9 protein-coding genes are annotated in these 13315 nt (G+C 39.6%); 2 read left to right on the forward strand and 7 right to left on the reverse strand.

The genetic code is table 11. The features are described from left to right. Positions 1–303 precede the first annotated feature (303 nt). Both ASE55_RS18705 and ASE55_RS18710 read left to right on the forward strand, forming a co-directional pair. Positions 304–603 (forward strand): hypothetical protein, encoded by a 300-nt coding sequence (locus tag ASE55_RS18705; protein WP_082474668.1) that lies wholly within the window; start codon positions 304–306, stop codon positions 601–603. A 118-nt stretch (positions 604–721) separates the two neighbouring features. Continuing rightward, entirely contained in the window at positions 722–1531 is an 810-nt protein-coding gene (locus ASE55_RS18710) for an enoyl-ACP reductase (protein ID WP_056223286.1), read from the forward strand. Positions 1532–1665: 134 nt separating this feature from the next. On the opposite strand, the gene ASE55_RS18715 is transcribed toward ASE55_RS18710, so the two are convergent. The 7 genes from ASE55_RS18715 to ASE55_RS18745 form a co-directional block, all read right to left on the reverse strand. Continuing rightward, complete coding sequence (locus tag ASE55_RS18715; RefSeq protein WP_056223288.1) at positions 1666–3105, reverse strand: glycoside hydrolase family 30 protein; 1440 nt, start codon at positions 3103–3105, stop codon at positions 1666–1668. A gap of 91 nt (positions 3106–3196) precedes the next feature. Next, positions 3197–4006, reverse strand: a complete 810-nt coding sequence (locus ASE55_RS18720) for a family 16 glycosylhydrolase (RefSeq protein WP_056223289.1) — start codon at positions 4004–4006, stop codon at positions 3197–3199. A gap of 184 nt (positions 4007–4190) precedes the next feature. Beyond that, a complete protein-coding gene (locus tag ASE55_RS18725) occupies positions 4191–6413 on the reverse strand; it encodes a glycoside hydrolase family 3 N-terminal domain-containing protein (RefSeq protein ID WP_056223291.1) in 2223 nt (740 codons plus the stop codon). Between the two features lie 9 nt (positions 6414–6422). Beyond that, positions 6423–7883: a glycoside hydrolase family 30 protein gene (locus tag ASE55_RS18730; protein WP_056223293.1), complete on the reverse strand. Its 1461-nt coding sequence runs from the start codon at positions 7881–7883 to the stop codon at positions 6423–6425. A gap of 21 nt (positions 7884–7904) precedes the next feature. After that, a complete protein-coding gene (locus ASE55_RS18735; protein WP_056223295.1) occupies positions 7905–8759 on the reverse strand; it encodes a hypothetical protein in 855 nt (284 codons plus the stop codon). Positions 8760–8777: 18 nt separating this feature from the next. Then, the gene (locus ASE55_RS18740; RefSeq protein WP_056223297.1) at positions 8778–10319 is read right to left on the reverse strand and encodes a RagB/SusD family nutrient uptake outer membrane protein; all 1542 of its coding nucleotides are present in this window, start codon (positions 10317–10319) and stop codon (positions 8778–8780) included. Positions 10320–10330: 11 nt separating this feature from the next. Beyond that, complete coding sequence (locus tag ASE55_RS18745; RefSeq protein ID WP_056223298.1) at positions 10331–13237, reverse strand: SusC/RagA family TonB-linked outer membrane protein; 2907 nt, start codon at positions 13235–13237, stop codon at positions 10331–10333. Positions 13238–13315 lie beyond the last annotated feature (78 nt).

Consider the following 13315-nt stretch of genomic DNA (forward strand, 5'->3'; position numbering starts at 1 on the left):
GTTGGTGATTTCATATCTTGCGCCCACTTTTCCTGAGAATTTATCAGAGAATTTTTTCTCAAACGTAATTTCATCTATTTGCATCATTTTCAGGCGCTTAAAAGCACAGCAATTGCAGTGTCAATTTTAATTATGCGGAAACAGCATTTCATTACCGTAAACAACAGTCTGTAGCCCGTATTAAAATCATCAACATTCCGGAACTGAACTTTTATGAAAAATTTAACAGTACGCGAAAATTTTAGGAATAGTTATTGTTTAATGATAAATATCAATAAATAACATAAACAAAATATTACAATTATGAACAATTCAGATTACAACAAAGCAGAAAATGCAGTTAACAACACAGAAGAATCATTGAAAAGCACAGCAACTGATGCAAAATGGAAAGTTGAGGAACTTGCTGACAGAGCGAAAGATTACATCAATGAAAAAAGAAATAACGATCAGGAAGCTCAGCAGGAAGACTGGTTTGACAGAGTAAAAAACAACGCATCTGATGCATGGGATAACATCAAGGATAAAGCGAATGATGCCTGGGAAAAAACAAAAGATGCATCAGAAGATGTAAAAGCAGAATGGAATAAGAAGACAAATTAAAATTTCAGTTATATAAATATTTTCAAAAAACGGGGCCTTTTTATAGAAGGCTCCGTTTTTTATTATGCCATCAACACAAATATTGCTACATTTGTATATTAATAAACATTAAAAAATTATGTCATACGGTTTACTTAAAGGCAAAAAGGGGATTATTTTCGGAGCCCTTAATGAACAATCAATCGCATGGAAAGTTGCAGAGAGATGTCATGAAGAAGGTGCTGAATTTATATTATCCAATGCTCCTATTGCATTAAGAATGGGAGAACTTAACGGGTTAGCAGAAAAAACAGGGTCTGAAGTTATCGGCGCAGATGCAACTTCTATTGAAGATTTAGAAAAACTTTTTGATGCTGCAGTTGCCAAATTCGGTAAAATCGACTTTATTCTTCACTCTATAGGAATGTCTATCAACGTAAGAAAAGGAAAACCATATACAGAAATGAATTACGACTGGCTTGAAAAAGGCTGGGATATCTCCGCTGTTTCCTTCCACAAAGTAATGCGTGTCGCTTATGAAAAAGACTGCATGAATGAGTGGGGAAGTATTCTGGCGCTTTCTTATATTGCTGCTCAGAGAACATTCCCGGATTATAATGATATGTCTGACAACAAAGCCTATCTTGAAAGTATTGCCAGAACATTCGGTAATTACTGGGGAGAAAGAAAAGTGCGTGTAAACACCGTTTCCCAGTCGCCTACGCCTACCACTGCGGGAAGCGGGGTAAAAGGCTTCGGGAATTTCTTAGGTTTTGCAGAAGATATGTCTCCACTGGGGAATGCTACTGCTCTTGAGTGTGCCGACTACTGTGTAACACTTTTCTCTGACCTTACCAAAAAAGTAACGATGCAGAACCTTTTCCATGACGGAGGTTTCAGCAGTACCGGGGTTACCCAGAAAGTGATCAGTAAATATGATGCTGAATAATACGAACTGAAGTATTTAATATACTATATGCCGGGACAGCTTCTGTTCCGGCTTTTTTATGGATAAAATCTGAAAAAAACCGGCGGCACCAAAGGTGCCGCCGATCCTAAAAAATAATGTAAATATGAAGTTCTTTATAAAATTACAGTCTGAATGGAATGGGCAGGAGCCGCAAGCTTTGCCGACATCCCTTCAATCCAGAGATTGGTATCGATATCCTGGTCAGAATCATTCATGATTACGGTAACCAGCTGTCCGTTTTCATTCATGAAGGTGGTGGAAGTAAGCGCAGCCCTGTTGGATGAGCTTCCGATTCTTTGGGCATTCGGTTTAATGAACTTTGAAACATGGCCTACATAATAATATTCATAGGTATAGTGAACCTCTCCGGTTTTGGTATCCGCAATAATCGGGGCAAAACAGAAATTCCCGACATGGTTCGGCCCTCCGGTTTCGTCCAGAAGCACATTCCAGTCTGTCCATAAAGCTGTTCCCTTGTTAAAATCATTGATCATATTTCGTCCATACAGTTCCCCTAAGCTGACATCATAGATTTTAGCCATATCAAACTGTTCTTTGCAGCCTTCGGTAAAAGCAAGGAATTTATCCGGAAAAGCCCTTTGGGTTTCCAGCAGGTTATCAAAAAGCTGGGTTTTGTTATTCCAGGTTTCATACCAGTGGTAACCGATTCCGGCAGCATATTTTGAAGTCTCGGGATCGCTCAGCGTGGTGGTCGCTCTCTGGTAAATCAGGTCACGGTTATGATCCCAGATCATTACTTTTTTATCTTTATAGCCGTTTTTCCAAAGTGTCGGCCCAAGATTTTTCTTAAGGAACTCCCCTTCTTCTTCAGCCGTGTAAATACAGGATTCCCAGGTCTGTGTTGCCATCGGCTCATTCTGAACCGTCAATCCCCATACATTGATTCCTCTTTTTTCGTATTCTTTAATAAATTTAGCATAATAATCAGCCCAGGTCTGATAGAATGCATTTTCCAGCCTTCCGCCTTTCAGCATGCTTTTGTTCGATTTCATCCAGGCCGGCGGGCTCCACGGTGAAAAATAAAAAGTAAAATTACTACCGATTGCTTTCTGCGCTTCTTTGATCATCGGAATCTTATACTTTTCATCATGCGCCACAGTAAATGTTTTCAGTGAGGTGTCATTGTCCTGAACATAGGTATAGGAATCGCTTGAGAAATCACATGAGTTCATATTGGTACGGACGACGGTGTACCCAAGTCCGTTTTTCCCGTAATAGGCTTCAATAATTTCTTTCTGCTTATTTTTCGGAAGCTTGTAAAAGGTTTCGGCTGAAGCATCAGTAATGGCACCCCCGATCCCGATTAATTTCTGATATTTAAAATCCGGATCCACAAAAATACAGGCATCCGTTTCCTTCGGCTGGGCCATTTTCTCAAATTTCACGGCTCCTTTATCTACCATTTTTTCGTTCGTTTTAGAACCGGTAAAAATTACTTTTGCTGTTTTCCCTGCATTTTTTTTCCAGTAGGTCTGTGCGTTTGCATCGAAAATCATTCCGATTACAAAGCAGCTTACAATTAACTTTTTCATTTATTTCTTCTTCTTTTTTCTATATATTTAAACCAACCGTCAAAAATCCCATGAATTTTCGACACCTTTCCAAAGGATGGAAATTTTAACACTAATCATTTTTATAAACCCTTACGTAATCAATGTAATATTTCTGAGGAAAAACAGAATCATCAATCCCTTCTTTTCCGCCCCAGAATCCTCCGACAGCCAGATTCAGGATTATAAAATACGGCTGGTCAAAAGGCCACGCCGAATAGGTTTTCTCGGTATTTTCGCACGTGAAAAATTTCCGGTTATCCACGTAAGCATCAATTCTTTCCGGTGTCCAGTCTAATTTATAGACATGAAATTTTTCACTGGCATCTTTTACAAATACGGTATCCGTTTTCTGGGTATTGATTTTATGGTTATAATCTTTTGTATGAACCGAGGCGTGGATATATCCCTGGTTATATCCAACATGTTCCATAATATCTATTTCCCCGTCATTCGGCCAGGTTCTCATCTTTTCGCTCATCATCCAAATGGCGGGCCAGGTACCACGTCCTTTCGGAAGTTTTGCCCGGACTTCAACTGTTCCGTACTGAAATGAGAACTTCCCTTTTGTTAACAGTCTTGCTGAAGTATATTTGCTGTTTTCCCATTTTTCTTTTCTGGCTTCAATAATCAGGTTCCCGTTTTCCATCCTTGCATTTTCCTGACGGTCTTTGGTATAGAACTGGGATTCTTCATTTCCGAAACCGCTGCCGCCGATATCATAGTTCCATTTTGCAGCATCAGGTATCCCTTTTCCATTAAATTCGTCATTCCAGATCAGTTTCCTGTTGGGATCAGGTTTATTTGAAGCACAGTTCAGTGAAGAAAAAATTAATGTTCCTCCGATAATAAAATGAAAAATATATTGGAATTTCATACTCATAATCTGTGATTAGAATTAACTTGTTTATCTGAGGAAGACCATCACTTTAAATGAAGATTACGATTCTTCAATCCTCCCCGCTTCTTTCGGTGTGACCCATTACCCTTTCATCATTAAAATTAATGTCTTTTACCGCCAAAAGCGGGTTTTATCCCGCTCTCAGTAAAGTAAAAGTAACTATTATTTATTTTATCCAGTTAATTCTTTTGGTCTGGACATGCTGTGAATCGGTCCCGACCATAATGTCAAATTCCCCGGCTTCCCAATCATAATTCAATTCATCGTCATAGAACTTCAGGTTTTCCGGAGTCAGCGTAAAGTTTACCGTTGTGCTTTCCCCTTTTCTGATGAATACTTTTTTGAAACCTTTCAGTTCTTTTACAGGCCTGACAACTTTGCCTACGAGATCCCTGATGTACAGCTGCACCACTTCTTCCCCGTCATACTTTCCGGTGTTGGCTACATTGACACTGATGTTCAGCGTCTGGTTGCCTTTAAGGCTGGCAGCGCTTACATTCATATCGGAATATTTAAAATCCGTATAGCTTAAACCATATCCGAACGGGAATTTCGGGTCGTTATCCAGATCAATATAGGCAGAAACATAATTTCTGTCGGTATTGTTTTTTGCCGGCCTTCCCGTGTTGTAATAATTGTAATATACGGGAATCTGTCCTTCGGTCCTTGGAAATGTCATCGGAAGTTTTCCGGCCGGATTTACGGTTCCGAAAAGCACATCTGCAATAGAATTCCCTGCTTCCGTTCCCAACCACCAGGTGTACATAATGGCCGGAATATGATCCGCAGCCCAGTCAAAAACCAAAGGCCTTCCGGCATTGATCATCAGGACAACAGGCTTTCCGGTTTTGGCAATTTCTTTTAACAGATCTTCCTGAACACCCGAAAAATGAAGATTGCTCCTGCTTTTGGCTTCACCGCTCATCGCATGGCCTTCGCCTAAGGTCATAATTACGACATCTGCTTTTTTTGCGGTTTCCACGGCTTCAGCAAACATGGATTTATCCTGATCATCAACGTTAGCTCCTTTTGCATAGAGTAACGTTGAATTTTTGTCCAGCTGATTTTTGATTCCGTCAAACTGCGTAACAATTCTCTGACTGTCATCTTTGAAGGCAACCGACCAGAAGCCGTGATTCGCAACCGTCTCTTTTCCGAAAGGCCCGATCAGCGCCACTGTTTTTACAGATTTTGAAAGCGGAAGAATATTTTTTTCATTTTTCAGTAAAACAATACTTTTTGAACCGAATTCCCTTCCGAATTTTCTGTTCTCTTTATTGTTAAGCTGTTCTTTCTGCCTTTTTTCGCTGCTGAACCGGTAAGGATCATCAAACAGGCCCATCTCGAATTTTTTAATTAAAATCCTTCTCGCTGCATCATCAATCAGCCTGGGATCAACCTTTCCTTCTTTAACCAGACCGGGAAGCTCTGCCATGTAGGCGCGGCTTTCCATATCCATATCGCTTCCGGCAAGGATGGCTTTTTCCGAAGCTTCTTTATTGTTTTTTGCATATCCGTGAGGCACCATTTCACCGATGCTTCCCCAGTCTGAAACCACAAAACCCTTATAATTCCACTGCTCTTTCAGCAGATCTCTCAAGATATACTTGTTTGCCGTGGCAGGAATTCCGTTGATGTCGTTAAATGAGTTCATAAACGTTGCCACGCCTGCTTCTGCTGCTGCTTTGAACGGCGGCAGATAGGTTTCATTTAACTGCCTCAGACTCATATCAACCGAATTATAATCTCTTCCGCCGACTGCCGCTCCGTACGCTGCGAAGTGTTTCGCACAGGCCATAATCGCGTCAAGGTTCCCAAGGCCTTTGCCCTGAAAACCTCTGATTCTTGCCAGACCGATCTGCGTTCCCAGGTAGGTATCTTCACCTGAGCCTTCCATCACCCTTCCCCATCTCGGGTCTCTGGCGATGTCAACCATCGGTGCAAAGGTCCAGTGGATCCCGTATGCCGAAGCTTCGGTAGCTGCAATTCTTTCTGATTTTTCAATCAAAGCCAGGTCCCAGCTTGCCGCCTGTCCCAGGTTCACGGGAAATGTTGTCCGGTACCCGTGGATCACGTCCTGACCGAACAGCAAAGGTATTTTCAGCCTGGACTGTAAAGCCAGCTTCTGGAAATTCCTGGTTTCTTCCGCACCCGAAACATTGAGCATAGAGCCCACCTTTCCTTTTTTAATTTCATCTAAAACCGTTGCCGAATTGGAATTCTGAGGACCAGTAGCATATTCAAAACCGCTGTACTGGACCAGCTGCCCTACTTTTTCTTCTAATGTCATTTTAGACAGGAGCTCAGAAACTTTCTGATCGATTGTCTGCTGCCCGTACGCATTCATTCCAAATGCTGATAATAGTAATATGAATGAAATTTTCCTCATGTTTTTATTTTAAAAAATATAAGTGGCTGTAGAAACGCCCGGCATGGTAACGGCAGCGGTCTTCTGATTATATTTGATATTAAATGCTTTATCTCCGGTATTGCTGTTCTGTACAATTAAAACTGTTTTCCCCTGAGGTGTTTTAAAAGCGACCGTTGAAAGGTTATCTCCTTGTGTGGAAGCGATTCTCTGAGAATTTGCCGGAACGAATTTTGAAGCATGGGCAATGATATAATAGGCCACATTTTTATCATAACCTGATGCGCCCGTAATGGTAACGGCACCTTTACACTGGATACATCCGCCCGGTGTATGCGGTCCGAACGATGCATCATTGGCTACGTTCCATTCCAAAGCATTCCTGCTCCAGTTCCTCATGGAACCGATGATAACGTTTTTTACATGCCAGTCCAAATCTCCTGAGAAGTTTCCTGTAGAGCTCGTCCACTGTTCCGTAAAATACACATTTTTATTCGGAAAAAGATTATGAACGGTACCTAAGGCAGAAATATCTCCGGCGTATAAATGAAATGCCGAACCATCCACAAAAGGATTGGCAGCGGGATCATTTAAAACCGCCAGCGGATAAGCCGGATTGTCGCAATTGTGATCATAGGCAATAATCTTGGTATTGATATTGGCAGCCTGGAAAGCAGGCCCTAAATGCGCTTTGATAAATGTTGCCTGGTCGCCGGCGGTCATGTACATGCTCGGGTTGTTACCGGGATGTAACGGTTCGTTCTGAGGCGTGATGGCATCAATCTTAATTCCTTCAGCCTGCATGGCCTGAATATATTTTACAAAGTATTTGGCGTAAACGTTGTAATATTCCGGCTTTAGGCTTCCTCCGATACTGTTTCCGTTATCTTTCATCCACACCGGGGCCGTCCACGGCGTAGCGAGGATTTTGATATTGGGGTTGATCGCCAGGATATCTTTTAACATCTGAACAACAGCCTGGTCTTTTGTAAGGCTGAACTGGGAAAGATTGGCATCAGTCTGCCCGGAAGGCAAATCATTATAGGTAAAAACCTCACTGTTGAGATCTGAAGCCCCGATACTGATTCTCAGATAGCTTATTCCGATTCCCGAACTGCTGAACAGGTCATTTAACAGTTCCTGCTTTTTGGCTGTACTGAGCTGATTGATCACCTGCACACTTCCTCCGGTAAGGGTATACCCGAACCCGTCCACCGTCTGGAATAGCTGTGAAGCATCCACCTCAATGGTTGTTCCCGTACCTGTGGCTCCGGAAAAGGCCGCATTGCCCTGCTGCTGAAGTTTTATGGACTGGTCTCCTTTTGTGAGCCATACCTGTACCGGATCTCCCGTACCGGTTCCGCCGCCATTTCCGGGATTATCATTATTTGATAAATCCGAAGACGTGCTGCTGCAGTTTAAAAAAGAAAGAAGTGCTACACCGCAAAGTGCAGCACCTCTAAAGAAACTATATGAATATTGTAATTTCATATTAAAATTTGTATGTAAGAATTATTGCATTCTGCGGAACTCCACTTTGTCTATGCTTAAGCTGTTGACGGTTTTTCCGCCACATTTTATAACGAGGTAGACGGTTCCTGTGGTAGTTGCTGTAAATACACCTCCATTCTTGGAGCTGTTACATCCTACAGCTGAAACCTTACCTCCAAATTTACTTTTCCCACAACCATCCCATGTATTAATATTCCTATAAACCGTACCTCCAACATCAGTTCCTGAGGCCGGAATACTGCTTAACATATATACCTCAAACCAAGTATCTTCTAATGCTGTGTCGGAAGAAGCGACCATATCAATTGAATATTTTTGCCCAGCTACCACATTTACTGCCTGATAAATTGCCTGTTGATTACTATTGGACGCTACAATGGTTGCTTTGCCATTAGCAAAAACCCATTGTGCCCCTGTAGGACTGATTGTATGTATTGTCCACTTTGAAATTTCTTCCGGAGTATCAAATCTCCCTCCTTGAATAATATTTCCGGCAATAGGATCCGAAGTAGGAACAACTACCGTTTGATTTGCTGTGCCACCCACCTGTCCGCCAATCCCCATAGCATTATGCTGCAGAACATATGTTCCTGCGTCAGGAAGAAAAATATCTATTTCATTTTTACCGTTAACAAAGCCATCACCATCAATATTCCATTCAGAATTAATGAAATTATTATAATTTCTTTTTAAATGAAACTTGTTCTCAGCAGTCTTAGTAACTGTAAAGGAAGCGTCCACAGGAGATTGTGTAAGCCCTTTTCCTTCATCATCAATAGAATCCGGTGAACAAGCTGCAAGAAAAAATATTGCCGTACTTATGAAGAGCGTTTTATTAATATATTTAGTTATCATGCTTAATTATTTGTATTATTAATAACCAGGGTTTTGCACCAAAGCTGTATTAGTAAGTTCATTAAAAGGGATCGGAAGAATTTCATTTTTACCTGAAGTAAATCCTCGTGATCCTAATTTTGCAGGAGCATCTCCCCACCTTACCAAGTCGAAAAATCGATGACCTTCACCAGCTAACTCTCTTCTTCTTTCGTCTTTAATAGCCTGCATAGAAACTGGAATAGAAGTTAATCCCACTCTTGTTCTCACGGCATCCAGCAAAGCCTGGGCTCTTGCACCTGTACCTCCTAATGCTTCAGCTTCCATCAGGTAGGTATCTGCCAATCTGATTGCAATGTAATTCTGACGGAAGTTCAGTTCTGTGGCACCCGGTAAAGTAGATGTATCAGTAGTTCTAGGAAGATATTTATTTAGAAAATATCCTGTGTCTCTAAAGCCTGGAGAATATGTGATTTTATTCTCATCTTTTAATTTTTTAGCATTGAAAATAGTCGCATCTAAGCGCGGATCTCCCTGCATAAAATTAAATAAATCTGTAGTTATCGGGTTAAAACCCCATCCTGAATAAATTTTCGGAACCAATTCATGATTGGGTTGAGTGGTATTAACACCATATGAAATAATCCCAAGCATTACATTAATAGAATTTCCTTCATCTTTTCCTGATCCCCAGAATGACCAATCAGAATTCCCTAAATTAGTATGCATTACTTCCAGTATAGATTCTGTGGTAAATTTGTTATCTATTTTCCATAAATCTGCAAAATTGTTCACCAATTTATATCCGTACTGGCTTGTTCCTCCCGGGGTCCCGTTTACCATTTCAAACTGAGCCGCAGCCAAATTGTATTTTTTATCATACAAATAGATTTTCCCTAATATTGCTCTTGCCGTACCTTGTGTAATTCTTCCTTTCTCATTTGATCCGGAAGCAGTTATCATAAGATCAGATATAGAAGAGGTAATATCATTTTCTATTTGAGTATATACATCTTCAGGTTTGGCCTGTTTTATATTATAATAGTCATCATTAAATTTTATCGGCTGTAATATTAAAGGTACATTTCTGAAAATCCTCACCAATTCAAAATAATATAAGGACCTTAAAACTTTAGCTTCTGCAATAAATCTTTTTCTAGTTTGATCATTCATATTTGCGTTCGGAATTCTTTCTAATAGAAGATTTGCCCTTGCAATACCTTGATAATAGTCTTTCCAATAGCTCTGAGGCATGATGATCGGATTGATTGTAAAATTAGAAAAACCCTGGATTCCCGCTCCATCAGTAGAGCTACCTCCTCCTGAGTAAAAATCATCCGAAGCTGCATTAAAAAAGGTAACATTATTTTCAAATCCTCCTGAATACTTTCTTAGAAGGTCATATGTTGCAACTAATCCTGCAAAAGACTGTTCTTCATTTTTAAAATAATTTTCCGTATCAAACGTACCTGTATTCTGTACGTCCTCCAGATTACTGTTATTACAAGAAACTGCGCTAAAACCAATGCCTGCAAGCATTAAAACAGCTACGCTTTTATATATTAATCTTTTATTTTTCATTTTTCTTTTAATTAAAATTGAACATTAGCTCCAAAAAGGAAAGTTCTTGCTTGTGGATAATAAGCTCTGTCTATTCCGTAAGTATCTCCACCGGCAATCTCAGGATCATATCCTGTATATTTAGTAAAGGTAATAAGGTTTTCTGCTGTAATATAAAATCTTACTTTCCCAGCTCCTATTGTTTCCGATACGTTTTTTGGTAAAGTATATCCCAACTGTACCAATTTAAGACGCAGATAATCCCCTTTCTGTAAATAATGATCAGACATTCTTGTATAGTTTTGGTTAAGATCATCCATTGATACTCTTGCATTTGTATAAGAAGTTCCTTCCCCTGTCCACCGGTCTAATACAGCTGTCTGGTAATTGGCAGTCTGAATATCCAATCTCCTTAATCCCTGAAAAATTTTATTTCCAGCCTGACCCTGAGCAAACATCATTAAATCAAAGTTTTTATAATTCATATTTAATGTAAATCCAAATGTATATTTTGGTACAGAATTACCTAAATATACATAGTCTGCCTCATCAATTTTACCGTCGCCATTTACATCCGTTCTTATAAAATCTCCAGGTTTTGCATTAGGTTGGATTAACCCGCCGGCAGAATTTCTGTAAGCATCGATTTCTGCCTGATTCTGGAACACACCTGCATTCTGGAAACCGAAGAATGAACCGTATGAATAACCAATTTGCAGTCTCGAAACAGGACCCATTGATTGGAATGAAGCAAAATTATCATAAGGCTTGTCATCTTCCAATCTTATGATTTCATTTTTCAAATAGGAAAAGTTTCCGTTAGCAGAAATTCCAAAGTCTCCCCAGTTTTTTTTGTATCCTAAGCTTACCTCTACCCCGTCATTATTCATGTCACCGATATTTCTCCATGGGTTATTTGTTACCCCTACATAGCCAGGAATATTTACCTGTCTTAAAATATCCGTAGTTTTTTTTCTGAAAACATCAACTGACAAATCGAAATTTCTGAATAGTTTAAGATCTGCAGCAATGTTCAGCTGAGAAGTCTTCTCCCACTTAAGTTCAGGATTTTCTAATGTACTTGGTGCATACCCAATGTGTATGCTGTTGTCTCCGAAAGAATAATTACTTCCTGCGGTTAAGAAATTAGCAAACTGAAAGTTATCGATCGCATCATTTCCTAAAGAACCGTAGCCTCCTCTTAATTTTAAGCTGTTAACAATATTGTTTTCCGGCCAGAAATTTTCGTTAGAGATATTCCAACCTAGAGACATCGCAGGAAAAGTTCCCCAATGATAAGCTCTTGCAAATTTTGAAGAACCGTCTCTACGAATTGTTCCTGTAAAGAGATACTTGTTTTCGTAATCATAAACTATTCTACCAAAATATGAAGTTTTGTGGGTCTCTTTTCCATCCCAGGCATTTGTACTTCTATCCTTTTGAGGAATATCAAAGTTAAATGAAGCGTCCTGCCAATTCTCTGTAGGAAGATTTTGATAAGTGACATTTTGTCCCGAAGAAATATTGTATTCATAATATCCTTGTCCCAATAAAACATTTAAACTATGTCCTCCAAACTTTTTCTGATAAGTAATTGTATTTTCCGTACTCCATTCGAATTTTTTTTCATTTTGTCTGAAAAGACTATTGAATGTGTCATTTTTATAAGACGGACTTAAATAAAATCTAGGTGTAAATCCCTGATTTCCCCAATATGATAATTTCCCGTTTAAACTGGATTTAAAACTAAAATCTTTACTGATTTTTAAATCTGCGAAAACATTGGCAACCATATCATCAGACCAATTATATCTTCCCAACTGAGTTTTCTGAAAAGCCAGTGGATTAGACATTTCTTTATTTACCCAATGAGAAATTCCATAAGGATTCCCATAGTCATCTCTTACGATAAACGGATTATTATAATCACTGGAAAAAGGCTGTTGAGAAATATCTGTTATCGTAACCGGAGTTGTAGGATCAAGATTTATTGCAGAACTCAATGGGCCTCCGAATTCACCATTCGCATTGATACCTACCGATTTTGTATGTGTATAAGCGAAAGTCTGGCCTATCGTTAAGAAATCTAAAACTCTGTGAGTAGAATTTATTCTCGCATTAAGCCTTTTGTAATTTGAAATATCTCTCATTACAATACCTTCCTGCTCAAAATATCCAAAAGAAGAATAAAAAGTAGATTTATCACTTCCCCCACTGATACTGAAATCATGTGATGAACGTTGTGCAGTGTTGAAAATAACATCCTGCCAGTCAGTCCCTTGTCCTAATGTTGAAGTATTGGTAAACATTGGAGCCCTTCCATCGTTAACACTTGCTTCATTCATAATTGTTGCATACTGGGTGGCATTAAGCAAGTCCAGCTTACGAGATGCGCTTCCGACTCCGAAAGAGCCATTATAACTCATGTTAAGACGTCCTTTTGCGCCTTTCTTAGTTGTAACTAAAATTACACCTTTTGCAGCTGAAACTCCATAAATAGCAGCTGAAGCACCATCTTTTAAAACTTCAATTCCTTCAATATCCGTTTGGTTTAACCAGGCAATATTATCTACAACAATACCGTCCACTACCCAAAGCGGGTCATTACTTCCCGCTCCAAAACTGGTAATACCCCGGACTCTTACTGTTGGAGAAGCTCCCGGCTGTCCGGAATTTGATATTACCGAAACTCCCGCAGCACGCCCCTGCAATACCTGTTCTGGTCTTCCGGCAGGAATATCTTCAATATCCGATGCCTTTAAACTGGAAATAGCTCCCGTTACATTACTTTTCTTCTGGGTACCGTAACCGATCATTACCACTTCCTCGATTTTGGTCTCTTTGGAAACGGTGTCATTCGTTGTGTTCTGGGCACTGAAATTTGCCGTAAAATAGAGCACGGCAACCATCCCTAAACTTCTAGATATTTTTACATTCATATACAGTTAGTTTTTTAATTCTCAAATTGAGACAATAAAAATATATTTTTTTTTAAATAATTAACATTATCTTAATAA

Source organism: Chryseobacterium sp. Leaf201, assembly GCF_001421435.1.
Taxonomy (GTDB): domain Bacteria; phylum Bacteroidota; class Bacteroidia; order Flavobacteriales; family Weeksellaceae; genus Chryseobacterium.

Excerpts from the sequence above, each read along its gene's own strand:
- ASE55_RS18705 (WP_082474668.1), top strand. The coding sequence starts at position 304 with ATGAACAATTCAGATTACAACAAAGCAGAAAATGCAGTTAACAACACA.
- ASE55_RS18710 (WP_056223286.1), top strand. The coding sequence starts at position 722 with ATGTCATACGGTTTACTTAAAGGCAAAAAGGGGATTATTTTCGGAGCC.
- ASE55_RS18715 (WP_056223288.1), bottom strand. The coding sequence starts at position 3,105 with ATGAAAAAGTTAATTGTAAGCTGCTTTGTAATCGGAATGATTTTCGAT.
- ASE55_RS18720 (WP_056223289.1), bottom strand. The coding sequence starts at position 4,006 with ATGAGTATGAAATTCCAATATATTTTTCATTTTATTATCGGAGGAACA.
- ASE55_RS18725 (WP_056223291.1), bottom strand. The coding sequence starts at position 6,413 with ATGAGGAAAATTTCATTCATATTACTATTATCAGCATTTGGAATGAAT.
- ASE55_RS18730 (WP_056223293.1), bottom strand. The coding sequence starts at position 7,883 with ATGAAATTACAATATTCATATAGTTTCTTTAGAGGTGCTGCACTTTGC.
- ASE55_RS18735 (WP_056223295.1), bottom strand. The coding sequence starts at position 8,759 with ATGATAACTAAATATATTAATAAAACGCTCTTCATAAGTACGGCAATA.
- ASE55_RS18740 (WP_056223297.1), bottom strand. The coding sequence starts at position 10,319 with ATGAAAAATAAAAGATTAATATATAAAAGCGTAGCTGTTTTAATGCTT.
- ASE55_RS18745 (WP_056223298.1), bottom strand. The coding sequence starts at position 13,237 with ATGAATGTAAAAATATCTAGAAGTTTAGGGATGGTTGCCGTGCTCTAT.